Source organism: Actinomadura scrupuli (genome assembly GCF_050971785.1).
GTDB classification, from domain to species: Bacteria; Actinomycetota; Actinomycetes; order Streptosporangiales; family Streptosporangiaceae; genus Actinomadura_E; species Actinomadura_E scrupuli.
The window spans coordinates 224892-251208 of the sequence record NZ_JBPCCU010000010.1 but is presented as its reverse complement, the minus strand read 5'-3'; the positions used below and the strand labels follow the sequence as shown (position 1 = coordinate 251208).

Below are 26317 nucleotides of genomic sequence, written 5' to 3'. Positions count from 1 at the left end.
CTTATGAGCTCCTTCGGGGCGACTCTCGTCGGGGGGTGATGGGACAGGAGATGCCCGTTCGGTGATGGGCCAATCACCCATAGAGCAACAAGCTCCGGCCGTGGCCGCCGGATGGCCTGAAACGGTCAGGTCGCCGGGGCCCCCTCCGCGGCCTGCTCGGTGAGTTCGTCGAAGCCGGCCCGGATCCCGTGGCCGAGCACCTCGAGGTCGGGCATCCCGTCGAAGTCGCCGGTGAGCCCGAAGGTCAGCGTCCCCTCGTAGGAGAAGATCGCGATGGCCGCCCGGACGCCCATGCCGAGCGGGACGTAGGGGTAGAGCTCCACCATCCGGCGTCCCAGGACGTACAGCGGGAACGGCGGCCCGGGCACGTTGGTGACCACGGTCTGCACCACCGGCTGGCTGCGCTTGAGCGCCGCCCGCGAGCCGAGCGCCAGCAGGGTCGGCGCGAAGCCGGCGAGCCTGGCGATGGCGTCGCCGCTGTTGGCCTGGTGGGTGCGTTTCAGGTCGTCCATCTGGCTGCGGATCAGGAACAGCCGCCGCCGGGCCGACTCCTCCCCGCAGGGCAGGTTGACCAGCACTCCCGAGACCCGGTTGCTGACCTTCCCGGCCTCGTCCTCCCCGCGGACCGACACCGGCACCAGGGTGCGGACGAGCGTGGAACCGGTGAGCTCTCCGCGCGCCTCCAGCAGATCACGGAACCCCCGGGTGACCGCGGTGAGGATCACGTCGTTGACCGTGCCGCCGAAGGCCTTGCGAATCCGCTTGATCTCGTCGAGCGTCGCGTGCTCCCACATCCAGCGGCGGTGCGGCCCGACGGCCCCGGTGAGCGACCCCGTCGTCGGCCGGGTCAGCCGTCCGATCGTGCGCGGCACACCCGAGGCGAAGCTCCGCAGCGCCCGCCCGTCACCGAGCTGACGGGCGGCGCCGGGCAGCGCGGTGAGCTGCCGCAGCGGCTCGGCGATGGTGCCCCGTACGCCGTCGACCAGCAGGGAGAGCTGCGACGGCTCCGGGGGCGGCACGATCTTCAGCGCGTCCGGCCGCTCGGTCTCCCGCTCCAGGGGAGCGGTGTCCGGGCTGAGGTCGAACAGCGCCGTCATGAGGTCGATGCCCCCGACGCCGTCGACCACGCAGTGGTGGACCTTGGTGATCGCCGCCCAGCGGCCGTCCTCGAGCCCCTCGACCAGCCAGATCTCCCACAGCGGCTTGGCCGGATCCAGCCGCTGCGACAGCACCCGGCCGGCCAGGTTGCGCAACTGCTCCGGGCTGCCCGGCGCCGGGACCGCGGTGTGCCGGACGTGGTAGAGGATCTGGAAGTGCGGATCGTCGACCCAGACGGGCCGGCCGAGGTTGAGCGGGACCGTACGGACCCGCTGCTGGTACCGGGGGACCTGGGGCAGCTTGGACACGATCAGCCGGACCAGGTCGCCATAGGACGGCGCCGGGCCCTCGAACACCGTCACCGAGGCGATGTGCAAAGGGTTGTCCGGGCCGTCGGCGAAGTAGAACCCGGCGTCCAGGCCGCTCATCCGTTCCACCGCAGAACCTCCTCCGGCCGTCGTTGTCGCAGATCAGTCACTGATCAGTCGTGCGGCCTCTCCCACACTCCTACCGGCCGGGGGCAGAAGCAATCCTCCTGGCCGCAGCCGCGGACCCGGAAGTCGGCAATTCGCCCGGGAAGGTCCCTCCCCGGGCCGCCGCTCAGCCCACGGGCGTGGCGCCGGTGGACCAGCCCCGGGCCTCGCCCTCGTCGATCAGGTGCCGCGCCGCCCGCCAGAGCGGGGCGGAGGCGTCCCCGATCACCGCCTTGCGGGCCCGTACGTCATCGGCGGTGACGCCCGGCGTCCTCCAGGTGCCGCCCTGGGCCATCCAGTTCAGCAGCAGGGGCTGCAGGCGGTCCATCGCCTTGGCGAAGCGCGCCTCGGGGGTCCGCCGCTCCTCGAACTCGTCCCACAGCGCCCGCAGGCGCCGCTCCTGGTCACGGGGGAGCAGGGCGAAGAGCTCGTCGGCCGCGAGCTCCTCGCGCGCACGCTGATCCAGGCCCGCGTCGGCGTCGTAGAGCGGGGTGTCGCCGGCGTAGATCTCCACCAGGTCGTGCACCAGGACCAGCTGGACGGTGTGCCCGACGTCGATGGGCCGGTCGGCGTACTCCGACAGCAGGACGACCATCATCGCCAGATGCCAGGAGTGCTCGGCGTCGTTCTCCCGCCGGTCGGCCGCCGCCAGCGGCGACTGCCGCAGCACGGTCTTGAGCCGATCGATCTCCACCAGGAAGCCGAACTGCGCGGCCAGCCTGGCGTCCAGGCCGTCGGGGAGGGGACTGTCCTCTACCAGCAATCTGCGCGGGTCGGCGGCCATGGGTTCATGATGGCACGCCGTCCGCCCGGCCCGCGTACGCCGGCGGCCGGGGTCAGCCGAGTGACGCCGAGGGCTCCTCGTCCAGGGCGGGCACGGGATGCGCCTCTCCGGGCTTCGGACGGCCGTCGAGCAGCAGCGCGGTGAGGGCGCCCAGGGCGCACAGCACGGCCACGATGAGGAAGATCTCGTGGTACTCGGTGTGGAGGGCCCGGTCGACGGCCGCCAGGTAGTCCTGCAGCTGCCGCTTCGCCTCGTCCTTGGCCACTCCGAACGGCAGCGGCATGACCAGGTCGTGGGTGAGCGACTGGAAACGGTGGAAGCCCCATGCCGACAGCCCGGCCAGGCCGAGCAGCATGCCCATCATCCGGGCCACCACCACGGCCGCGGACGCCACACCGTGCTGGGCGGCGGGCACCACCCGAAGCACCGACGAGGACACCGGGGCGATGACCAGCCCGAGCCCCAGCCCGGCGATCACCAGGTCCACGCCCATCCGGGGGAGCGGCCCGTACTGCGCGGCCGACGGATCGACCGGCCAGCCCGCGATCAGCAGATAACCGGCCGCCGCGACGGCCATCCCGACCACGGCGGTCCAGCGCTCCCCGGCCCACCGGGCCAGCACCCCGCCCAGCACCGCGGCGGCCGTCAGCGCCACGAGAAACCAGACCAGCACCAGCGCACCGCCGACCGCGTCCTTCCTCAGCAGGGTCTGGGCGGTCAGCTGGACCGCCCACAGGGTCACCATCAGGGCCGCGCCGGACAGCAGGCTCACCCCGAGGGTGGCGAACAGCGGCCTCCGGCGCACACCGGTCAGGTCCAGCAGCTTCACCGGCGACCTGGCCTCCCAGACCACGAACGCCACGATCACCGCGAGCCCGGCGGCCAGCACGGGCGGGCCCCACGACGGCAGTGCCCCCTTGTCGGGCTCGGGGTTGTAGGAGCCCGCCACCAGCAGTCCCAGCGCCGTCGCGAGCAACAGGCCCCCGACCACGTCGATCCGCGGCCGTACCGACCGCTGCCGCGCCCTCCCGCCCGGAACGGTGAACTGGACGGCCACCATCGCCAGCACCGTGAGCGGGAGATTGATCCAGAAAATGCCGCGCCAGCCCAGGGCCGCGGCGACCCCGGCGCCGTACAGCGGTCCCAGCACGCTGCCGAGCTCCTGCGCGGCGCCGACGGCGCCCAGCACCACCGGGCGCTGCCGCTCCTCCCACAGGTCGCCCGCCAGCGCCATGGTGATCGGCAGCAGCGCGCCCCCCGCGACGCCCTGCAGGGTCCGGCCGGCGACCAGCACCGTGACGTCCCCGGCGACGGCGGTCACCAGCGAACCGGCCGCGAACCCCGCCAGGCACAGATGCAGCAGCGGACGGCGGCCGAACCGGTCCGACAGCTGGCCCAGCAGCGGCATCGCGGCGACGTAGCCGAACAGGAACCCGGTGACCACCGGGGTGACCCGCTCCAGGTGGTTCACCGGGATGGACAGGTCCTTGACGATGTCGAACAGGACCGTCGTGATCACGTAGGCGTCCAGCGCGGCCAGCAGGACGACCGCGCCGCCCACCCCGATCGCGACCCTCCGGGAGGTCGTCACGCCGGTGCGGTGATCTTGAAGTTGCCGTTGAAGTCGGTGAAGGTGACGGTCACCGTGCCCTTGCCGCCGTCCGCCGCCGGGGGCAGGTCCGCCTTCACCTTCAGCAGCCGGTGGTCGGTCACCCCCAACCACACCAGACCGGTCAGGTCCTGGGTGACCCCCGGCACCAGGGCCGCCGCCGAGTCCTTCGGCAGGGTCGCCCTGACCCGGTACGCCTCCTGGCCGCCGACCTTCTCCTTCGCCTCCGCCTTCGGACCGGACGCCTTCGCCAGCAGCGGGGCGATGCCGCGCTGCGGATCGAGGATCGCCGACGGGTCGTACAACGCGATCGCCAGGGCCTTGGGCACCTTGCGGTAACCGCCGGTCACGCCCTTGAGGTAGACGCTGTCGCCGAGCACGGTGAAGGCCATCTCCACGGTCGCCCCGGACTGCACGACCTGGAGGGTGCCGGTGGCGTCGCCGCTCTTGAGCAGCTTGCCGTCCGCGCTCCGGACGAGGAGGGACGGCTTGCCGTCCGTCCGGATCGCGAAGCCCATGCTGGTGATCTGGCCCATCGCGGTGGACGACTGCTTCATGAGGTCCGCCCCCGCCGGGAGCTTCTCACCCGAGCCACCACCGGAACCGCCACCGGAACAGGCCGTGACGGCGGTGAGGGCGAGGGCGGCGGTGACGGCTACGGCGCGGATTGACGGCATGCAGGGACCCTACCGACGGGTCACCTGATGCGTCATCCTCCTGGAGGGCTACCGAGGGTCGCTCTGCGGGATGGGTTCGTGGTGGCACGCCGCGAGCGCCCGCCGCTATCATGGCCGCGCCGGGCGGTCTTGCGGACGGGGATGAGGCCGCGGTGCTGTACGGGGCGGTAGCTCAGCTGGTCAGAGCAGTGGACTCATAATCCATCGGTCGCGGGTTCGAGTCCCGCCCGCCCCACCCATTCTGAGCTGGTCGTATCCAGTTTTTATCCGATATGCCTGTGTCAGGTTTCGGGTGATTTGTTTCCCGTGTTTGCTCCATGTTTGCTCGTGGGGTCGGGCCGGGGTTGATCATGGCGCCGTGGGCGGTCCCCGGCCGTCGATGTTCATCGGGTACGGACCGGTCAGGCGGCGGTGGCTGTTCCGTTCGACCGCTCGGTACGAGGCACCAAGCACGGCACGATGCGATAGCAGCGTTGGCTGGCTCCGCCGTGCGGCCATGGGGTCACCTCGGATCTTGATCCAGTGGCGGCAGGCGGGCTTCGTGCCGAATGCTGCCGGGTCGTTCCGTGGCGTACGAGCAGAGATAGGTGATGGCCGTCCCGGTCAAGCCAGGCCGTTCCGCGCGGGCTGGCCGGTAGGCCGCCTCCCGTGCACGGGTTCGAACCCCGAACGGGGAGCCACACAGACCCGTGCTCGACCGACGCCATGGCAGCGGCTGCATAATCGTCATCGCTGGCCGATTTGCCCTGACGTGATTCGTCCACCACGCATTGGGGGTTGATGACCGTGGACCGTATCGGCCACGCATCAGCCCCTGATCGGCATCTGACGATGGCACTGGTGCGGAGGGGTTCGCCGCGTCTCGCCTGGGGGAGAACACGTGGAAGGTCGCTGCTGAGGCATCGCTGCCAGCGCCGCATTGCTCATCGTGTGGTGGATCAGGCTGCTCGCCGAGGATCCCGTTTGGCGGACCGGCGTCAGCGTGGCGGTGCTTTCCCTCGCCTGCGGGCCGACGGCGTGCGCATAATGCGGGCCAGGCGTTCGGACTCGGTGGCCCGCCCACGCTGACCGCTGAGCCACGGCCTTGATTCGTGGTCGGTGGCGCCGTTACTTGTCTTCGCCGGCTCCGTAGAGGCTGGAACCCTCTCGCAGACCGTGGATGAACCCGGCGACTGCCGCTCGTTCGCGGGCGGGCATCGCCATCAGCGCATTGAGGATCCATCCGACGTCGCCTCCCTGAGGCTTCGTCCTCATCTGTTCGGCCGGGAGGGGCCGTGTCACGGGCTCAGGGCACGCGAAGGTGGCCATCATCTCCAGAGACTCGTAGGCCTGCAGCTCGATATTGACCACTGCGAGATAGCCGTCGAAAGGCTCACGGAGGCCGATCTCGGCTTTATAGCTAGCCTTCCACGAATCGCCCAGCATGCGCGCCAGGATCCCGCAGATCGCGTCGGCGAGGGCGAACAGGGCCGCCGAAGGCGCGTAATAGTCGTCGTTCGGAGTCCGCTTCGCCTTGGCGGCGTCTTTGGCGCGGTCACGGTCGTGTGAGGCGTCCCAACCTGGCCTCAGCTCGCGCCACCACTGCTTGACCATGCGCTCTTCGGCCCGGCTCTCCAGTGCGACCATCCCCTGCATCGCCCACCAGAGATCGAGCAGCGCATCCTCGTCGAGTTCCAGGGCGGCGGCGTAGCCCCGGACAATCGCCTCGGTCTTGGGTGGGCGGTTGCCGCTCTCGGCCATGGAGACGGCGGCCACGGAGAGCTTGGGTTCGAAGGAGCTGGCGACGTCGGCCTGGTTCTTCGACAGGTGCTTACGTACGGCCTGCAGCACGCGGCCGAACGCCACCGCCGAACCCGATCCGGATTTCACGACAACACGCCTTCCTTGTGAACTGTGTTGCTGATACTTTTTCACCGGCAACACGGGGAAGCTCGAAAACCGTAACACGAGGCGTCGCTCGATCTGTGAATCCGACGCAGCCACCCCGCACAAGAGAGGAAAGTCCCGATGAGCCGCCAGGACTCGAACAAGCGCCGAACCGTTGACAGGATTGAGCAGGCGGGCCAGGACTACAGGCGATACGTGAACGTGGCTTTGGTGGTGATCGGCGGCGTCAAGGACGTACATGCGGCCGTTTCTCCGCTCGTCGCGGAGCGGAAGCGGCATAACCGGCGTTAAGCTAACGCCGGTTAGTTGGTTGGGTCACCGTGATGCGCTGGCGGGCCTCGGTGGTGGCTATCGTTGCTGTGCTAGCCGGATGGTGGGGCCGCGCGGGGCGGCGATCGCCGATGCGCCCTGGCGGCTGGCTGCTGCGGCAGCATCAGCAGTGCGAATGCACTGATCTGCCGCGTAGCGAGTGCGAACATTGGACGGAATCCCGGCGCAGGGGTCGTCGAGCTGCCCCGGGAGCCCATCAAGAGCTCCTGCCTTGTGATCCGCCGCCAGCCGCAGATAGAGGCCCGCTCTTCAATCGTTGGTCAAGAAACGGCATGGGTTCGACTCGACAACGGGGAGCCACGCAGACCCGTGCGCGGGCAACGGCACGCCAGCGACTGCATGATCGCTATAGTCGGCCGATTCGACGTGGTGTGATCACCATGGCCCAGCTGTGGGTCAGGTCAGTGGAGGACCGCAATCTCGCATAGTCAGTGACTACGTGCGCCGGGTTGACCGGCGAAAAGACGGCGGCGGATCGCTGGAGGAGATGGAAGACCTCAGATTCGATCAGCATTGTGCGATTCGGATGACCGACGCCGCTGAGTCCCGTACGCTCCGCGCGTGGTCTACATCGTGACGCTCGCCGCTCCAGAACTCTCTTCTATCCATAACAGACTGAGAGCAGAGCAACGGCTGACGAAGGCTCTCCCTAAAGGGAGGACGGGAAACGGCTCGGGCAGTGGTCTTCCGATGGTCCTGGTGCTGAGCGAGGAAGGCGAAACCCAGAGGCAGCGACGGCTTGGCTGGATGGGCGTTGTGGCCCAGCACAACATCGTTGGAGCCGTGGACAGGAGCATCACCATCGATCCCCTCCGAGAGTGCATGGAGGCGGTCCCACTCGATGGCGAGGAGGGGTTGCTCAGCTACATGTCCGCATCGCTGCGCGAGGAGTTCGATGAAAACTCTCGTCTGGGTGACGTCGGCGAATGCAGCCACGAAGTGTGGGAAGCGCTGGAGGCCGCACTTCGAGGACGGCACTCAGGTCTGGATGGGCTACTCGACTGGCTCCTCGCTCAGGCGGCTCCTCCCATGCTTGATAGCGCTGACCTCGCGGACCGGTCTTGGCAGGAACAGCAGGATGCCACCAGAAGTCTTCTCCGGATAGCCGAGTTTCCACAGTCCGCACTAGCGGCATGGCGAAGGCCCTTATCCCGAGATGCTCCCTATCTTGCCGGGCTCATACCCCAGCCGGTTGAGCACAGCTTGATCGATCACGACATACGCGTCGCCGGGGTCGCCTTCGACATGTTCAGCGACTGGCAGCAAGCACACGAGATACGGTGTGACGTCCACGTACTACAGGACGGAACTGGCAGAAGGCTTGAGGTAGCAAACGTCAACGCGACCCCAGTCGAGGCGCGCCTCGGGACCGACATGATCTACTATCACGAACCTACCGAAAGTTTCGTCCTCGTCCAGTACAAGCGCCTCGATCCGATTCACCGATCCATACGTGTGGATGGGCGGCTCAGGAGACAACTCGACCGACTTGAAGATGTGGAGCGGATGAGCAGGTCTCCTGCGAAGCCGAGCGAGTGGCGGATGGGAGGCGACGCGTGCTTTCTCAAACTCGCCTACTGGCCGACGGACTCAGTGGCCCGTCCCGTCGAAGGGCTCGTCCCCGGCATGTACCTTCCGCTCTCCTACGTGCGCCTCCTGCTGGCGGACGATTGCACCCGTGGTCCACGTACCGGCAGTGAAGCACGGATTCTCGGCTACAAACAGGTAGAGCGCTATCTAGTCGCCACCCAGTTCGTCGAGATGGTCAAATACGGATTGGTTGGAACGGTCGGCACCACAGCTGGGGACCTCCGGCGGCTGGTCGAGCGAAGCATCGATGGCGGGCAAAGCACCGTCGTAGCAGTAGAGCGTAGCCAAGAATCCGTCGGCCGACGCCAGAAGCGCACCAGGGACCGGGGCTCAAAGGCCAGGCACTATACCCATCAGACGTTTAGTCAAGACACTCTACCTGGGCCAGACTCGGCGGATACTTGATGACGTCCCAGCAGATCAAGCGGATCCGTTTCAACCGTGGCGTCATCGGGAGGGTTGGTCCGCTCGTCGAGGCAAACCATGCACTAAGTGCGCCATCCGGGCCGGCAGGATCGTGGCGTCCCACAGGAACGGCATCGATAGATATCGATCGATGTCCCGTCCGGTCGCGCCATGACGAGTTCCATCTTGCCGTCGACCAGGGCGGCACATGCCTTGCAGTAAACCATCCATGCGATGTCCCGACCCCGAGCACCGGTCTCAGCATGTAGCGGCATCGGGGTATGACAGTTGACGCACCACTTACTCTTCATCCGACCCTCCCTGCTCCTCAGAAGCTCGTTTCCATCGAACCAGTCGGTCGATCTACGAGTTGTTGTGCGACGGCTCTGAGAAGCGCTGTAATTATTTCTCGTGCAACAGTTGGGCCTATGCCAGGAATTTTTTCAAAGTCACCGACGATTGTCTTTGTGAGATCTCGTGACTTGGTAAGTTTGGGATTTGCTAGCAACTTCTGAGATCTAGCACTGAGGCAATAGGGTCGAACGTCATCACAGGTTATGGACCTAGGTGTGCGGGCATCTTCCTCAAGACCAAGAATCTCGGAAATTGAATACATTTGGTATTCTTCAACGATCAATCCTGCAAGTTCATCCTCGACGCCCTTTGTTTGACTTTTCCATGCACTGCTCAAATTGACAAAACGATCAAAGATATCCGCTTTTGTGGCACTAAAAGAGAGGAAATCTAGGTGGTTGTTTTCCAGTCGATCTCTGTTTTCTTTCTCCGGACGAGGGGATCTAATGTACTCACCGCCTAGGGCGAGGATGAGAATTATAATGAGATTAATCGAAGTGTTGGCCCCACTGCCGGGCGCCCTCACGATGTCCCTTGCTGAGAGCCTAAGCAACTGTGTTGTTTCGGTAACGTTTAGTTTTTCCAGAGTGCCTCGCAGGTGCTGAGTCCAGCAGAGGTCGAGTATGTTAATGCTAGTGGCGCCTTCGTGTTTCAAAAGGTCCCGTAGGGGTACCGTAGGATAATTTCGAAAGATTGAGCGAGCTTGGCGAATTGCACTCTCCCGACGTGCGTTGCTAGCAAGCGTCACGGAATCCGTATGGCCCATTGGGAATTTGAATTCCATTCATCTCACTCTTCTCGACATGGCGCCTACATGGCCTGGTGAGTACGGGAACACATCTTTGGTCGGCTGTGGATCAGTGGTTCCTGCGATGACGACGGACGAACGTGTAGCCGGGCTTGAGTGATCCGTCGTTGGCGAGTTCTGCCCTACGCTGGGCGTCGGCGTGGGCGTCGATGGCCTCGTCGCTGGCGGTGTATCCGGACGGGAGTCGTCGCACGAATCCGGATACGTATTGAGGTCGGTGGGGTGGTGGCATGCGTTGAGTCGGCGGCCGTGACTCGGCCCGAGCCTTGGCTACCTTGGGTTGGAAGCTAAGCAGTTCCACAGGCGGGCGATATCGTATGGCGGGGAAGATCGGATATCCACCGGGCCCGATCGATCCCTGCACCTTCCGAATCCCTCCGTCTCGGATCAGTCCCTTCACGGCCTCGGTCACTTGGTGTAGTTGCTGGGCGGGGAAGCCGAGCTCGACCATGTTCCGTTCTAGGGACTCCTCGGCGAGTACGGCGCGGCCGTCTATGTCGAGGTAACCCAGGATCTGGAGCGTCCGGAGTACCCAGTCGGAGACGCTGAGACCCTTCGGGGCGTCCGATCCGGTACCCCCGGGGGCCGTCTCTCGGGTGAGGACCCGCGGATCGTAGTCGTAGCTGATCAATCTGTCTTCGATGCGGGAGGGTGAGCCGAGTCGAAGGGTCTTTGCGGTCAGCATCTTCGTGCGCCGCTGCCAAGAACACTTGACGATGATCCCTGGGAAAAAATCGCGTGGCCAGCCCGGCGAAGTCAGATCCGGCTCCGCGTTTCCTGTCTGGACCCGTACGGTTCTCATTGCTTTGTCCGCGAGGAGTTCCCCGGACCGGTGATAGATCGTCAGCGGAATCCTGGCCTCGCCGTGAAATGATTGTCTTATTGCTGATCTGATTTCGGCGGGCAATGATATGGCCCGTGAGCGCAGGTGATGGGCGTGCAGTGCTTGGGTCCAGACAAGCCCATCTCGATCCTTGCGCACAGTGGGGCTGGCTGCGCTTTCGCCTGGGCCCAGGAGTCGGGGGCTGTCCGATACGCTGAAGCGTTCTGAGACCTGGGAGACCTTTCTCTCGAGGTTTTTTTGAGAGCTGTCCCCTCGGATGACCCCGAGCGCGATCTTGGCGAGCCCCCGAGTTGCCTCGATGAGGGGCTCATGCTTCTTGTGCGTACTGCCCGCCGTGTGTACCTGAATCTTTCCTGCGCGGCTTACCAGGTAGTTCAGCAGGTCTGTTGCCCCTGGGATCTCCGACTTGATCGCAGGTGGCTGGCCCGATGTCTGGCGGAGCAGGAGCCTGGCATCTCCGGTTACTTGCTGGTTGGGGCTGAGGATGTCGATAGGCAGTCCGGTGTCCTGGAGGTCGGCCACAGCCCGGCAGATCGCTAGAAGCTGCGCTTCGCGCAGCGAACTTGCGTGGTCGGTGGCGACCCCGGCCTGACCGTCTTCAGAAACCCAGGCGAGGCCCACCACGGTCGAACGGGGATTGGCGTGGGCGTTGACGGCGACAATCAGGGCGCCCTCCCGCAGCTGTGCTGCAGGCTTGGGCAGCTCCCGATCCGCCGGAGGAACGTTGGGCCGTTCTACGATGGTGACATCGTCGACAGTCGCTGGATGGCCTGGCTGCTTCGGCACGGAGGCCGGCGCCCGGCCTGCTGAAGTGATGGACTTGGCCAACATCGGCGCGCATTCGGCGCACGGGAAGGACGCCTTGGCCTCGGGGCAGTGACGCTGGTGCGAAACCACGGCTATCAGGACGGCCCCCCAAAGATCGGGTTTCTCTTTGGCGGCGATGGCCGCCGCCTCTTGGAGGCAGTCGGCTCGGAGGCTCATGAAGACTGGACCGCGGACCAGACGCTTGACCCGAAACTCCAGCTCGGCCGTTACCGATTCGCTCTGCCGCTGACGCAGTGCGAGCATCCCGGCGCGCTCATACGCCTCGCGTAGTTCTCGGAAGTACGTGGCGGTGCGGTCGCGCGGAGAGAGGTTGCCGATCCGTTCCTCAACCTGGCCGACTCGGTAGCGCATCTGACGCTCGGCTGCGGATGCCAGGGTGAGCCGCCGTGTCGCGACCGCCGGATGATCAGGCAGATGCCCAGGATTGAGGGCGTCTTCGAGCATGGTGGCGACGAAGGATTCGTCGCTCTGCCGAAGCAACTGGTCGACCGGGGGGTTCGGTTTGGGGAGCAGTCCATTGGTAGAGGCCCAGACATAGCCGGGGTTATCCGGAGGATGAATCGCGTTCGGCGGGAGGTGCCGACCGGCGAGGACCTCACGAAGGATCTTCTGAAAGGAGAGCTTGCCGACATGCTGCATGACCATGGCCGATAGGTGATTCGGCGCGGACGAGGCTCGGGGAACCCCGGCGAGCCGCCGAAGATGGGCGGCACGGCTGGCCTCGGAAAGGTGTGCAAGAACGCGCTCCAGCAGAGTCCGCTCTCGATCGAGAGAAGTCCGCTTCGGCGCCAGGCCGTCTCCCAGGCCGTAAGCGACCCGTTCTCCCTCGATCTGCCATAGCGCGTAGGAGATGGCCGCTATGGCGTTCTCTCTGGTGCTGAACTTGTTAAGCTCCCTACGCACGGTCCCCAGGTCGACACCTTTAGAGGCCCGCTCCCGGATAGAGCTGGCCATCTTCACCAACTCGCGAGGGGATGCGCTTTCAGCAGTTCGCGAGGAGTCGCTTGACTTTCGCCTGTGGCTATCACTGGTCTGCATTAGGTGACCACTCGTCGGCGAAGGTTTCCAGTTGGCGGATGACCTTGTCGATGGCGTCCTTCTCCTCATCAGGAGGGTAGCCGTGAATGGCGAGTAGTCGCTTGATGATGGAGCGGAGTTTGGCCTGGACGTCGTCGCGAGCGGTCCAGTCGGTGGAGAGGTTACGGCGTACGGCTTTGACCAGGTCGCGGGCGATGGCGGCGAGCTTCTCTTCTCCGTTGGAGAGTTCGCCCTCGCCCATGAGGACTACGACAGAGTCCTTGGCTGCGACTGCGTCGTAGAAGGCCAGTTCGTCGGGGTGGAGTGCTGGATTGAAGCGCTGGCCGCGGTCGGCGTCGGCGGAGACCTCCTTGGCCATGGCGACCAGCTCGGCGATGATCTCGGCGGCAGTGAGATTCTGGTTGGTGTACTTGCGCATCAGCGCGATGAGCCGGTCGGAGAAGCTCTGCTGCCGAACGATGTTGTGCTTGGTGACCTTGCGCATCTCCTGCTGGACCAGCCGGCGCAGCGCCTCGATCGCCAAGGCCGGGTTCTTGGCCTGCTGCATCTGCTTGACGTACTCATCGTCCAGATGCGACAAGTTCGGTCGTTCCAACCCGGCTGCTGTGAACAGGTCGGTCACGTCACCGGCCTCGATCGCGCCCGCGGTGAGCTGCTTGAGGTACAGCTCCACGTCGGCGGGGATCGGCCGCCCCTCAGACTGACGTTCGGCGGCGTCGTACTTGGCGACCCACACCCGTACGTCGCGAAAGAAGGAGATGTCGTCGCGCAGGTCGTTCAGTTCTCCGCTGCTGGAGCACAGCGCGAAGAACCGGGTCAGCCGCGCGGCCTCTTTGGCGAACCGCTCCTTAAGCGTCAGCTCTTCGGGGTCGGTGACCTGGTTGAGGGGATTCTTCGGATCCCGTAGGTAGTTCGTCGCACCCAGCACTGTGTCGCGGTACGCCTTCGGGTTCTTGGCTCGGAGGTTCTCTCTCCATGGGTAGCCGGCCAGCAGGGTGTTGCCAAGGACGTCGACGAGGTCGCGTACCTTGTCCAGCGCGTCGTCCAGCTCCCGGCCCATCGGCTTGTTGTGCTGGTCGTCACTGGTGTATTCGGCCAGCGCCGCGAGCAGGTTCTCGTGCAGCGGGGCGTACCCCACCATCAGGCCGTCCTGCTTGTTGCGGAAGGTGCGATTGACCCGAGCCAGCGTCTGCATGAGCTGCGCGCCGCGCATCGAGCGGTCTAGGTACAGGGTGTGCAGCGGCGGGGCGTCGAACCCGGTGAGCAGCATGTCTTTGACGATGATCAGTTCGAGCTCGTCGTCAGCATTCTTCATCCGACCCTGAACGGCCTTGTGCTGCGATGGCCGCAGCCGGTGCTCAAGGATTTCCTCGGAATCGCCGTTGGTGGTGCTGTAAACGACCTTGATCTTGCCCTTGTCGATGGCATCTGAGTGCCAGTCCGGCTTTATGGCAATAATTTGCTCGTACAGCTTCGCGCAGATCTCCCGCGTGCTGCACACGATCATCGCCTTGCCGGGCGCGTCGATGAACTCCTTCATCGACTCCGACCGGGCCTCCCAGTGCCCGACTATGTCGGCGGCCAGTTTCTTCAGCCGGGCAGGGGCGCCGTACACGGCGTTGAGCACGGCGGCGGCCTGCTCGACCTGGCGGCGTTCGGAGTCGTCCAGACCTTCGGTGGCCTTGTCGGCTTCCTCATCGAGCTGCTCGGGATCGGTGTCCTCGGGGAGCTTGACCGGGATCAGGCGGCTCTCGTAGTAGACTGGTACGGTCGCGCCGTCGTTGACGGCCCGGGTGAGGTCGTAGATGTCGATGTAGTCGCCGAACACCGCCTGGGTGTCGCGGTCCGCCTCGGAGAGGGGGGTCCCGGTGAACGCGATCATCGTGGCATACGGGAGCGCGTCGCGCAGGTGCCGGGCATAGCCGTTGAGGCTGTCGTAGTGGCTGCGGTGGGCCTCATCGACGATCACGATGATGTTGCGCCGGTCCGACAACAACGGGTGGGCCTTCCCCGCGTCCTTCTCCACCTTGGTCTTGCCGAACTTCTGCAGGGTGGTGAAGTAGATCCCACCAGTACGCCGGTTGGTCAGCTCGGTCCGTAGTTGGCTCCGACTGGTCACCTGGACCGGCTTCTCCGGCAGTAGCTCGCTGGCGTTGAAGCCGTCGAACAGCTGGTCGTCCAGGTCTGTACGGTCGGTAATGACCACGATGGTGGGGTTGCCCAGGGCCGGGTGCTTGAGCACCTGGTTGGAGTAGAGCTCCATCTCCATGGACTTGCCGGACCCCTGGGTGTGCCAGACCACGCCGGCCTTGCCGTTGCTGCGCACCGCCTCGACGGTCTTGCCGATCGCCCTGGCGACCGCGAAATACTGGTGCGGCTTGGCGACTCGCTTCAACATGCCCTCGTCGGACTGGGAGAAGGCCACATAGCCGTCCAGCAGTTCCATGAACCGCCGTTGGTCGAACAGGCCGTGCAGGGTGAGGCTCAACTCCGACTCTTCCCAGGTGGGCGCGGGCTGCTCCACCGGCTTACCAGCGTCGTCGACGTTCCACGGGGCGAAGTGGTTGTACGGGGTGAACGCCGTGCCATACCGGGCGTGCAGGCCATCGGAGGCTAGGCAGATGACGTTGCAGCGGAAGGACTGCCATACGTCTCGGACATAGGCCATGAGCTGGGCGTGCGCGGTCTCGGGGGTGGCGTGTTCGTCGCCGGCCTTCTTCAGCTCGAAGATCGCCAGCGGCAGCCCGTTGACGTAGAGGACCACGTCGAAGCGGCGCCGCTCGTCCCCGTCGACGACCATGACCTGCCGGACCGCGAGGAAGTCGTTGCGGTAAGGGTCGGCCCGGTCGATCAGGTGGACGGTCGGGTTCTTCTCGGCGCCGTATTCGTCGTTGTAGCTGATCCCGCGGATGCCCCGGGTCAGGAATTCGTGGATCCGGAAGTTCTCGCTCCTGACGTCCTGTGACTGCGGGGTGAGGATCAGGTCCACGACCTCATTCACGGATGGCGCTGGCAGGCCCGGGTTGATCTTCGCGATCGCTTCCCGCAGCCGGCCCGGGATGATCAGCTCTTTCCAGGACTCACGCTCACCCGAGCCCTTGGCGATCTGCTTCCCTTCATGGGGCTCCCATCCGAGCTCGGCCAGGATCTCCAGGACGTCATGCTCTAGGTCCGATTCGCTGTACCCGCTCATACGGCCTCCTCCACCGCCTTCTCCGCGTCCCGAACCTTGATCTCCCCCGACATCAACTTCGGTAGCAGCGTGTCCCGCAATTCTGCGAGTGACTGATTCTCAGTCGATTTGATAAGTGCCAGAGATGCGAGGAATCCGAGCTCGGCTTCCAGTGCAAGACGATGGCGCTCCAACGGAAGGATTATTGAAACCTTCTTCAGATTTCCCATGCTCAGTTTGGGCTGTACGGCGCCCGTCACATATGGACGTACGTCGGAATCGCGAAGAGCGCAATGAAGTAGCTCATTTGATATTGCATCTCCACTGAGAACGTGGGCATGATTGCTTACCCAGAACTGTCCATGCGCATGTCGGACGACTGGAGAGCCGTTCTTCGTAACTACGCTGCCGTCTTCGCCGACGAGGATATAGTCGCCGTCAAATCGATATTCTGCAACGTGATCCACTATTCCGTTTGCCCCATAGTAAGGGTATGGTCCCTGAAATTCTTTGCGCTGTCGGGAGGAAAGTGGCACGCGGGATTTATTGTGAAATGTTACCGCCTGGCCAATTGTCGATTGCTTGAACTCATTGAAAATTGATCTCCTATACAGGCATAGGCTAAGCTCTCGATTTGTATTTACGATGCGGTTGTTGACGGCGATCTTGTCGTTGAGTGCTCCCAGTACTGTCGCGATTCCTTCCTGAGTCAAGCGGGGAGGGCAGGGGACCTTAAGCGACTTAATCGTTGCAAGGGGCTGTCCGATGCCAGGAACTCCAACCGTTGACGCATTTGCCAGCAGAGTGTGCTGACCGACCGGTGATCGAAACCAGTAGAAGTAGAATTCAGGGATGGTCAGCGATTCATCAAGCCGAGCTTTTACTTGACTAGATGAAAGCACATATCGCGAGAAACGTGGCACTCGGGGGATCATTGATACCTGGCCAATTGTCCCCCTGTGAGTGAAGACTAGATCCCCGGGTGCAAGGTTGGCATTAGCTAGCTCGTCGGCCTTCCCCTCGGTAATATAGACGAACTCGTCATCGTGGAAGATGCCACGGGCTAGGTTGATGCCGCGAACAACGGGAACGCCATGAGCTACATAGTTCTCCTTGGTGATTGCGGATCCGAACGGCCCGATAGAGAAACTACTCTTTCCTTGCGCTGCAAGCTGTACAAAAGGAACTTTAGGCCACTCAGGCATCGATGCGCTCCAGTTGTGTGCGAACGATCTGCTCGAGGCGGGCGGACTCATCGAAGTGAATAAAGAGGTCCTTGGCGAGGCGATCGATTTTTTCGGCGATGGGTTCGTCATCGCTGACGTCATCTTCGGGAGCGCCGACGTAGCGTCCCGGGCTCAGGACGTGGTCATGAGTGCGGATCTCGTCCTGGTTGGCCGAGTAGCAGAAGCCGGGTTCGTCGGCGTAGGCCAAACCCGCATCACGAGCGCTGGCTGTGCCGCGCCAGGCATGGTAGGCGTCGGCGATCTTGGCGGCGTCGTCAACTGTGAGGACACGCTCGGTGCGGTCGACCATGGTGCCCATATTGCGTGCGTCGATGAAGAGCACCTGGCCTTGCCGGTCGGTGTGGCCGCCGCGTGAACTCTTGTCCTTGGCGAAGAACCAGAGGCAGGCGGGGATCTGGGTGGTGCGGAAGAGTTGAGGCGGTAGGGAGACCATGCAGGCGACCAGATCGGCTTCGACTAGGGCTGTGCGGATCTCGCCTTCGCCGGATTGCTTGGAGGACATCGAGCCGTTGGCCATGACCACGCCGGCGCTGCCGCGGGTGCCGAGCTTGGAGATGATGTGCTGGATCCAGGCGAAGTTGGCGTTCCCGGCCGGTGGGGTGCCGAAACGCCAGCGCGGGTCGTCCGTCTTGCGATACCAGTCCGACATGTTGAACGGCGGGTTGGCCATCACATAGTCGGCTTTGATATCGGGGTGCTTGTCCTCGTAGAAGGTGTCGGCCCACAAGGTGGACAGATCACCGCTGATCCCGTGGATGGAGAGGTTCATCTTCGCCAGCCGCCAAGTCCGCTCGTTGGCTTCCTGCCCGTAGACGGCGATGTCGTCGCGGCGGCCCCGATGGCTCAGCACGAACTTCTCGGCTTGCACGAACATGCCGCCCGACCCGCAGCATGGGTCGTACACCCGTCCCTTGTACGGTTCGAGGATCTCGACCAGGATCCGGACCACGCTGGCGGGCGTGTAGAACTCTCCGCCGCGCTTGCCCTCGGCTCGGGCGAACTTCTCCAGAAAGTACTCGTAGACCTCGCCCAGCACATCGCGGGCGGATTTGCCCTCGTGGCCGCTGAAGCGAGCGTCGCTGATCAGATCGACCAACTCGCTGAGCCGCCGCTGGTCGACGTTGTCGCGGTTGAAGAGCTTGGGGAGGACACCTGTGAGTGAGGGGTTGGTCTTCATGATGGCGTCCATCGCGGCGTCGATCAGTTCACCAATCGCGCCAGACTTCGCCTGGGCGGCCAAGTCGGCCCAGCGGCCGCCTTCGGGCACCCAGAAGATGCCCTCGCGCTCGTACTCATCCGGGTCATCGAGGAATCCGGCATGCCGGGACTCGGGGACTCCCTCGTTGATCAACTCTTGACGGATCTGCTCACGCCGCTCCTCGAACGCGTCGGAGACGTACTTGAGGAAGACCAGGCCGAGGACGAAGTCCTTATACTGGCCGGCGTCCATGGAGCCGCGGAGCTTGTCGGCGGCCTTCCAGAGGATCTCCTTGAGATCTGCCATCGTCGATATGCCGGGCAGTTCACCCTGGCCTGCGGCCGTCTTGCGGGGTGGCATCGTTCTCCTTCGCGTGGCTGTGTCGATCGCTGGGCTTAGATGGTGAGAGTCAAGGTTCCGTCGGAGAGGCCGGCAACGGCGATACGACGCAGTTCGTCAAGAGCATGAATCTCCTTCCACGCCTGCCTACGGCGTTCTTCGAGTTCGGCCAGCAGCCGGTCGAACTGGGCCAGGTCGGCCGCCGAGAGTAGTGGCAGCCGCAGCTCTTCGAGCCGTTGCACGGGGCGAATCGCGCCCTCGGGCCGTCCGGCTCGGTTGAGCAGTGCAGCGAGGACTCGCGGGGTGAATTGTTCCTTGCCTCGCTCGGTGACACGCAGGATTCGGGCCGGAAACTCGACCACCGAGTAGCCGTCGTGATCGATGACTGCGGCCGGCTCCGGGACGGCTGTGATGATGACGTCACCGGGCAGGCTGCGCTGAGCTTTCGGGTAGGAGGTCTCGAAGGCGATCCGGTCGATGCGCCTGGCGCCGAGCGGTGTCCGGCCCAGCGCCTCCGGCGGGCCGAGTACCGGGTAGGAGTGCGCTCGGGTGGCGGTGTCGTCGCCAAGCCTGATGAGTTCGGGGGCGATCCGGGTGCCCTTCCGTAGGGACAGCCGGTTGGTTTTGGCCCGGCCACCTCTGGTGAGTTCGCTGATCGTGGAGGTACGGGGCGGAATGGGATTGGCGCGGGTGGCGAGGTCGCTGTGCAGCATCGGGCGGTCTGGCCGTACCTCGCGTAGTACGCGTTCCAACTCCAGGGCCCGGGCGACCCGTTCGGGGACATCCTGGTAGAGCTCCCGTTCAGTTGGCAGGTAGCGGGGGGTGAGCGGGCGTGGTGAGGTCACCAGGGCGGCGACCGGTGTCTGAACTGCGAACGTACGGGCGTGCGCATCGGGATCGAAGGCCTCGTGCCGCCAGGTGAGCACATCGGTGGCCAGCGCGTCGGTGACCGTAGAGGTCAGGTCGGGGTCGGAGACGTCGGCGAGCAGCGCCCAGCCGCGCAAGGACGAGCTGTAGTCTGCGCTGAGTACCCACAGCGCCACCTCATAGCCCGGGCGGTATGGCACCAGCCCGCCGGGCAGCCGAACGATCGCCTTCACCGAGCCAGAAGCAAGCAACTCGGAGCGGAGCGTACCGGCATCGGCCGCGGGATCGAGCCCGGCGATGGTGTCCGCCGGAGCCACAACCACCGCGATTGTTCCAGGGGCGAGCCGCAACGAGATGTCGTTGAGCAGCCGCAGTGCGTCCGCGTCGGAGCGTTCTTCGGCTGGCCGGTAGGGCACCTGGGTGACGATGATATTTGCGTCCTCCAGGTCGTCCTTCGGATCCGTACGCACCTCGAAGCCGCCTTCATGCAGGTCGCGGACAGCCAATCGGCGACGGGTCAGCCGGGCCACGTACGGGTCGGGGCAGCTGGCGGTGATACGTAGTTCCTGATCATCACGGGTCGTGGCGGCCACTGCGAGCAGAAGGTCACCGGCTCCCGCATAGGGGTCGGCGATCCGGGCCGCCCCGTCACGGTCGGCCTGCTGGACGGCGTCGGTGAGCTTGGCGATGAGTCCTACCAGCGTGGGGTCGAGCCGGTCGACCGACAACTCCACCGCCCCCAGCCGTTCCCGGACCTCCATCACTCTCTCGAAGGCGTTCTGAGTGCCCCAGGCGGCCTCCACCAGGTCGTCCACGACCTGCGGCAGCCAGGACGCGCGCACTGCCCTGATCTCCGACAGCAACAGGCGGTCGTCCGGATCCACACCCTGGGCGAGTTCGCGGAGTCGAGCGATCAGCCCCGGCGTTCCATCGTCGAGTTCGTCATCGGTGAGGTGACGCAGGCAGATCAGCGCGGTGAGCGAAGAGATCAGCGCCCGTGGCGGCATCTGGGCGCCGAGCCGAGCGAGCGTGTAGAGCCGCAGATCGCCTTCGATCGTGCTGCGCTGCGCTCGCCCGGTCTCGACCAGCCAGGAGACGATCTGCTCGGAGTCGAAGAGCGGATGGGCCTGATCACCGGCGGAAGGCTTGGGAAAGGTTTCGTGCCGCCGTCGCCACGTGGTGACGACCGGTCGCCGGACGTTTGCGAGTTCCGCGATCTCCGTCATTGACATCAGTTGTGCGGTCCCGTGGGGAGTTGTCATGTCAGCACCTCCTTTCGTGACCCGCACATGGAGAACTCTAGATGGGTCCTTGGAATTTGGCCGAGAACATGCCGATAAGCCGGGTTATCAGGCTGTCTCGGCTCTTCCGTTGGCATCGGCTGAGGGCAGAGCGCGAACCGTGCGTTCCGCTTCGGCTGAGGCGAGCAGTTCGGCGCTGCCCAACGGGCGTACGGCCTGCTCGGCCGGTCTGACCGGCTTGAGATCGTCTTCGACGACCTTCAGGGTCTGGAACTTGCGGGCCGTCACCAGCACCCGGCTCTCCAGCGAGCCGATCGCCCTGTTGTAGGCGTTGACCGAACTGCCGAGGTTCGTTCCGAGCGTGCTGAGGTGGCCGCCGAGCGTGCCGAGCCGCTCGTACAGCTCTCGTCCCAGCTCGTACACCTGCTGCATGTTGTCCTGCAGTGCGGCCTGGGTCCAGGCGAACGCGACCGTACGCAGCATCGTGATGAGGTTGGTAGGACCGGCGACGATGACGCGCTTGCCGACGGCGTACTCCAGCAGTTGCGGGTCACGCTCCAACGCCGGGTGGAGCAGCGACTCGCCCGGAAGGAACATCACCACGAACTCCGGGCTGCCGGCGACCTTGCGGAAGTACTCCTTGCCCGCCAATGCGTCGACGTGCTTGCGGAGCTGCTTGGCGTGGTCGGCCCAGCACCGCTCTCGTTCCGCGTCGTCGGTCGCCTCGGTGGCGGCCAGGAACGCGGCCAGAGAGACCTTCGCGTCCACGACCACACGCTTGCCGCCAGCCAGATTGACCACCAGGTCCGGCCGGAGCCGACCATCGTCTCCCTCGACCTGAACCTGAGTGGCGAAGTCGCAGTGCTCCTGCATCCCGGCGAGCTCGACCGACCGCTTCAGGTGCATCTCGCCCCAGGCACCGCGTACCTGTGGCTTGCGCAGCGCCTCGACCAGTGAGCGGGTCTGCTCGCGGCCCTTGGCGTTCTCCTCGGCCAACTGGGTGATCTGCTGCTTGAGCTGAGCGTCCGCCGACGCCCGCTGGCTGTCGAACTGCCGCAGGTACAGGTCCATCTGCTCCAGGCGCTCGCGCATCGCCGCATTGGTCGCACTGAGCTTCCCGTCCGCCGCGGCGACCAGCTTCTCCTCCGATGCGGCCAGCATTTGCGCGGCCAGTGCCCGAAAGCTCTCGGTCTGCATCCTGTTGTTGTCCTCGCGGGACTGATCCAGCTCCTTGCGCGCCGCTTCCACAGCCGCGGCCTGCTCGCGCAGGGCCTGCCGCTCTACCTGGAGCCCGGCCAGCTGCTGCTTGCACTCCATCAGTTCCCGCTGACGTTGGCCGTCGACGGTGGACAGCGCCGCGTTCTGCTGGTCGCGCTCACGCAGATCGCGGAGCAAAGCCTCGTTCTCCTGTCGCTGGCCGGCGGCAGCGGCACGCAACCGTTCAACCTCGGCCTCAGCGCCGCTCAGCTTCTCCCGGACGGACGTCAACTCCGTGCTGAGACCTACGAGCCGCTCGGCCTGACCACGCCGTTCGGCCGACTGCTCGGCCTGGGTCTTCTCCCAACGGTCCGCACGATCCTTCGCCTCGTCGCGTTCAGCACGCAACTCCTGGGTGTGGGTCGCGGCTTGTCGGACGCGTTCCTCGGCGACCTTAAGGTCCATCTCCAGTCGCCCGCGTTCGGCGGCGGTCCGGCTCCTTGCGATCAGGTAACCGATCCCGCCGAAGCCAACGGCGGACAGCAGAACCAGCACGGTCACAGATAGTGCGTTCATGGTCGATACCTCCGGGGAAGCCGCGCCGACCCGGTAAATGGGCCGGTTGGGGAAGGTGCGGTCACTGTGACCCACGGCCCTCGCGAAGCCGCTGTGTCCCAGGTGGCAATGACCATAAGGCCGAGCCTTGCCTTATATCGATTGGATCGCTGATAACTGGCCTTATCAGTAATTGCTTATTGCCAGCAAAGAAGTAGCTCCTACCGTGGGCGAATCGTCTTCCCCCGACGAACTCAAGCCCCGGAGGCTGCCATGAACCACACGAGCGAGGCGTCCTGGACCGACACTGAGGGCCATCTGATCGAGACCGAACTACGGAACCGTGGTTTCACCGACCTGAGCACCACCGTCCCGAGCCAGGGCATGTGGCGCTGGGCGGTCCGCCATGGATGGATCGATGACCAGCTGTCCGGTCCGCTGGCGGAGCTGTCCGACCTGGATATCGAGCACTTCGCTTATGAGGTCCAGCGCGACGCGCTCATCGCACCCAACCGGTATCTGGTCGACGACGCACTCGTGGAAAGGTGGGTGATCCACCTTGCCCGTGCCGTCCGCGATACTCGCGCCGACGCGTTGCGGTTGGAAGCCCGGCTCGCCGCGCGCCCGGATCTATCCACGCCGGCGATGCGAGCCCGGCTGCGAACTGTCCGACAGGAACTGGATCTGCTGATCTTCCGCCAGGGGATTGCACGTCAGCGCATGGAGGAGTTCGGAAATCGGCTCCGCGAGTACGTGGGGGCGCTGACCCTGGAAGCCCGCGGTACTTGCGCTGCCGAAGTCCGTGAACGGCTCATCCACAGCTACCAGGGATCACTCGATACCGAAGGGCGGCTGGTCGTCGCTACGGACGCTTCCGGCCGTGGTGGCGAGGCCTGCGGGTACGGATGGATTACTGAGACTGGCGAGGTCGGCTATGGGCTGACGGCCACCACCGAGATCCACCAAGCCGAGATGATCGCGATCTGCAGGGCAGCGGTTGCTCCTGAACTGGCTGACCGGGAACTGCTTATCCTTTCCGACAACCAGGGCTGCGTGGACCTGATTAACCGGGTTCTGGAGGGCGGCCTCGACGAGGTCCAGCGCCGTAGCCGGCATCCCTTGCCGTGGATGCGCCAGGCCCACGCCCAGCGCCACCGCGTCAAGGTCATTTGGATCAAGGGCCACTGCGGCCACATCCTCAACGAGGCGGCCGACCGCTTGGCCGCCCTTGCCATCCTGGAAGGCAACGGCGCCCACCCGCGTACGGTGGCCGACGAACTCGCCGACATCCGTAGTCGATTCGCCTTGCGCGCCACCGCTGTCCTTGGCGATCGGGCAGCGTGAGCAACGGTCGACAGAGCGGCCAGCGTGGTCCGATCCTTCGCTGACGTCGAGGCATTCGCGGCTGAAGGCGCACAGCAGTTGACCACTGCACTGTTGACGCTATTGAGCCTGGCCTGATCGGCGTGTCCGGCGGTGGTGGAGCGAAGCGCACGCTGCGGCGACGATCAGTACGGCGAGTAGCAGACTCCACGAGCCCCACAGGCTGTGGTAATGCATCTGGGGTCCGGTGTGCCACGACGTGCTGGGTTTGAAGTCGCCTGGTAGCAGACTGGCGTTGGCCAGCGGAAACCCGGCCGCAAGCATGTTGAGGCGAGCTCTTCGGGGTGGCAGCGGGGATGAGCCTGGTCGCCGGGGAAGTAGCCGGTTGTTGAGGCGTGCGGTGAGCCGGCTGCCTACGGCTGCGATCTTCATTGAAGCCCTCCGTGTTCTTGTGATCACTCGCCGCTATTGAAGGGTGGCGGTGGAGATCGTGCAAGCACCGTGGAGGCTCACATGAGGGTTTTTGATCAGAAGCGAGGCCCGAGACGCCGAGTCGGGGTGCCCCGACCGGCTGGTTTCTCCTTGGTGGCAGTCGTTTCCGGCTGCCGGTGGTGTCCGTGGAGAGGGCTGCTCACTTGTGTTCATGTGAGTGTTTGTGCTCATCGCGTGTCGTGGGATCACTCCGGTGGGGCTGTTTGGAGGTGGTGGGTGAGGAAGTCGGCGATGTCGGTGTAGGCCTGGATTTCGTTGTCCCGTCTGGTGAAGCCGTGGCCTTCGTCGTCGTAGAGGTCGTAGCGGACCTCGACACCACGGGCGCGGAGCCGCTCGACGATCTGGTCGGCTTCGGCTTTGGGGACGCGGGGGTCCTGGGCGCCTTGGATGACGAACAGTGGTGCGTTGATGTTCTCGACGTAGTTAACCGGTGAGCGGGAGCTGAGCAGGTCGGCGTCCTTGTCGGGGTCGCCGAGAACGTTGTTGACGAAGTGCCGCCAGGTCGGCGGGCAGGCGCGGGCCAGGGTGATGAGGTTGGAGGGTCCGCAGATGGAAACCCCGGCCGCCCAGGGGCGGGGGACGCGTGACAGGCAGGACAGGGTGGCGAAGCCGCCGTAGGAGCCGCCCATCACCGCAATACGTGAGGGGTCGATCCAGTCGAGGGCGGCCAGGTGGGCGGCGGAGTCCTCCCAGTCGCGCAGGTCGATGCCGCCCCAGTCGCGGTAGATGCAGGTCTGGAAGGCCAGGCCGTACCCGGAGGAGCCGGCCACGTTCGGCGCGAGGATCGCGATGCCGTGGGCGAGCAGGTACTGGTACAGGCCGGCGCGTAGGTACTCGGGGCGTTCTTGCATTTCGGGGCCGCCGTGGATGGACATCACCGCGGGGAACGGTCCGTCACCATGGGGGCGGTACAGGAAGGCGTGCACGGTCCGGCCGTCGCGGGCGGCGAACTCAATGGTGTCGGGTTCCACGGGCGTGACGGTGTGCAGTCCGGGTGGCCGGGTGTCGGTGAGGTACCGGAAGGTCCCGGCGGCCAGGTCCAGGACGGCGATCTCTGTCGGGCGGGTCGCGGCGTCCAGCTGGAGGACGGCCAGCGAGGCGTCCGGGGCCAGGTCTATCGCGGTGATCACCGAATGCGGCAGTGGCGGCAGCGTGAGCTCTTGCCCTGCTCTGGAGGCGTGCAGAAGTGAGGTTCCGGCCTCGTTCACCGACCACAACAGCGTGTCGCCTCGGGCGGTGACCTGTTCGACTTCCCAGTCGGGCGTGGCGATGGGTTGGAGGCTCGCATCGCTGAGGCACAGGTAGGCGCCCGAGATGAATTCTCCCCAGTTGGTGGTGGTCAGGTAGAACCCGGCTGAGTCGTCCGACCAACCGTTGGGCCAGAAGTAGTCACCCGCCAGAGCACCGGTGACGGGCATTAGAACAGCACCTGGGGAGGACAGGTCGAGAACACGGCAGTCGACCTCGGTGTTGGAACGCACTCCGGCGACGACCAGCCATCGCCCGTCCGGGGAGATCAGGCACCGCATGTACCTCATGCCCTCGGGTGGGATGTGCCGCTGCCGTTCGCCGGTGTCCAGGTCATGGATGACGAGCTCCTGTACGGCCTCGTCCCGGTCGTTGGCCGTGTAGGCCAGGAACCGTCCGTGCGGGTCGAACGAGGCGCGGGTGATCTCGTGCTGGCCGGAAGCGGTGGTGATCGGCTGGGAAGGTCCGCCGCTGGTGGGGACGCGGTAGATCTGGTGTTGTTCGTCGCCCGCGGTGTCGGCGGTGAAGACCAGGCTCGCGCCATCGGGCGCCCACGTGATCTGCCGTACGGTCTGGCCGTCGTGGTGGGTCAGCCGCCGCGGTGTTCCGCCGGTCAGCGGGTGCACCCACAGGTCGAACTGTCCGGAGGCGTTGCTGGAGTAGGCGACGTGCGTGCCGTCGGGGGAAACCGCCAAGCCGGTCTGGAACCGCTG

The 26317-nt window shown here is 65.0% G+C and carries 15 protein-coding genes and 1 tRNA gene; 3 read left to right on the top strand and 13 right to left on the bottom strand.

The genetic code is table 11. The features are described from left to right. Positions 1-125: 125 nt before the first annotated feature. From ACRYCC_RS35420 to ACRYCC_RS35405, 4 genes are all read right to left on the bottom strand, one after another. Entirely contained in the window at positions 126-1526 is a 1401-nt protein-coding gene (locus ACRYCC_RS35420; protein WP_433818460.1) for a WS/DGAT/MGAT family O-acyltransferase, read from the bottom strand. Positions 1527-1698: 172 nt separating this feature from the next. Further along, positions 1699-2355: an HD domain-containing protein gene (locus tag ACRYCC_RS35415; protein ID WP_433818299.1), complete on the bottom strand. Its 657-nt coding sequence runs from the start codon at positions 2353-2355 to the stop codon at positions 1699-1701. 52 nt (positions 2356-2407) lie between these two features. Further along, positions 2408-3946 (bottom strand): MFS transporter, encoded by a 1539-nt coding sequence (locus ACRYCC_RS35410; protein WP_433818298.1) that lies wholly within the window; start codon positions 3944-3946, stop codon positions 2408-2410. Beyond that, the gene (locus ACRYCC_RS35405) at positions 3943-4641 is read right to left on the bottom strand and encodes an LppX_LprAFG lipoprotein (protein WP_433818296.1); all 699 of its coding nucleotides are present in this window, start codon (positions 4639-4641) and stop codon (positions 3943-3945) included. The genes ACRYCC_RS35410 and ACRYCC_RS35405 overlap by 4 nt, the downstream gene beginning before the upstream one ends. Positions 4642-4802: 161 nt before the next feature. On the opposite strand from ACRYCC_RS35405, the gene ACRYCC_RS35400 reads away from it, so the two are divergent. Then, a tRNA-Ile gene (locus ACRYCC_RS35400) sits at positions 4803-4876 on the top strand. Between the two features lie 872 nt (positions 4877-5748). Here the strand turns inward: ACRYCC_RS35400 and ACRYCC_RS35395 are convergent. Continuing rightward, positions 5749-6768: a helix-turn-helix domain-containing protein gene (locus ACRYCC_RS35395; RefSeq protein ID WP_433818294.1), complete on the bottom strand. Its 1020-nt coding sequence runs from the start codon at positions 6766-6768 to the stop codon at positions 5749-5751. 651 nt (positions 6769-7419) lie between these two features. Between ACRYCC_RS35395 and ACRYCC_RS35390 the strand changes: the two genes are divergently transcribed. Beyond that, positions 7420-8853: a hypothetical protein gene (locus ACRYCC_RS35390; protein ID WP_433818293.1), complete on the top strand. Its 1434-nt coding sequence runs from the start codon at positions 7420-7422 to the stop codon at positions 8851-8853. Positions 8854-9181: 328 nt separating this feature from the next. Here the strand turns inward: ACRYCC_RS35390 and ACRYCC_RS35385 are convergent, their stop codons facing one another. The 7 genes from ACRYCC_RS35385 to ACRYCC_RS35355 form a co-directional block, all read right to left on the bottom strand. Continuing rightward, the gene (locus ACRYCC_RS35385; RefSeq protein ID WP_433818291.1) at positions 9182-9991 is read right to left on the bottom strand and encodes a hypothetical protein; all 810 of its coding nucleotides are present in this window, start codon (positions 9989-9991) and stop codon (positions 9182-9184) included. Between the two features lie 73 nt (positions 9992-10064). After that, positions 10065-12650 carry a hypothetical protein gene (locus tag ACRYCC_RS35380; RefSeq protein ID WP_433818289.1) on the bottom strand — a complete coding sequence of 862 codons (2586 nt, stop codon included), beginning with the start codon at positions 12648-12650 and terminating at the stop codon, positions 10065-10067. A 61-nt stretch (positions 12651-12711) separates the two neighbouring features. Next, a complete protein-coding gene (locus ACRYCC_RS35375) occupies positions 12712-15918 on the bottom strand; it encodes a type I restriction endonuclease subunit R (RefSeq protein ID WP_433818288.1) in 3207 nt (1068 codons plus the stop codon). Then, positions 15915-17102 carry a restriction endonuclease subunit S gene (locus ACRYCC_RS35370; RefSeq protein WP_433818286.1) on the bottom strand — a complete coding sequence of 396 codons (1188 nt, stop codon included), beginning with the start codon at positions 17100-17102 and terminating at the stop codon, positions 15915-15917. The genes ACRYCC_RS35375 and ACRYCC_RS35370 overlap by 4 nt, the downstream gene beginning before the upstream one ends. Continuing rightward, positions 17095-18702 (bottom strand): class I SAM-dependent DNA methyltransferase, encoded by a 1608-nt coding sequence (locus ACRYCC_RS35365; protein ID WP_433818285.1) that lies wholly within the window; start codon positions 18700-18702, stop codon positions 17095-17097. The genes ACRYCC_RS35370 and ACRYCC_RS35365 overlap by 8 nt, the downstream gene beginning before the upstream one ends. Positions 18703-18737: 35 nt before the next feature. Then, positions 18738-20810, bottom strand: a complete 2073-nt coding sequence (locus ACRYCC_RS35360) for an N-6 DNA methylase family protein (RefSeq protein WP_433818284.1) — start codon at positions 20808-20810, stop codon at positions 18738-18740. 87 nt (positions 20811-20897) lie between these two features. After that, on the bottom strand, positions 20898-22541 hold the full coding sequence (locus ACRYCC_RS35355) for a DNA recombination protein RmuC (protein ID WP_433818282.1): 1644 nt from the start codon (positions 22539-22541) through the stop codon (positions 20898-20900). Positions 22542-22814: 273 nt separating this feature from the next. Between ACRYCC_RS35355 and ACRYCC_RS35350 the strand changes: the two genes are divergently transcribed. Further along, the gene (locus ACRYCC_RS35350; protein ID WP_433818281.1) at positions 22815-23885 is read left to right on the top strand and encodes a ribonuclease HI; all 1071 of its coding nucleotides are present in this window, start codon (positions 22815-22817) and stop codon (positions 23883-23885) included. 656 nt (positions 23886-24541) lie between these two features. Here ACRYCC_RS35350 and ACRYCC_RS35345 read toward each other — a convergent pair. Next, positions 24542-26299, bottom strand: a complete 1758-nt coding sequence (locus ACRYCC_RS35345; RefSeq protein WP_433818279.1) for a S9 family peptidase — start codon at positions 26297-26299, stop codon at positions 24542-24544. Between the last annotated feature and the right edge of the window lie 18 nt (positions 26300-26317).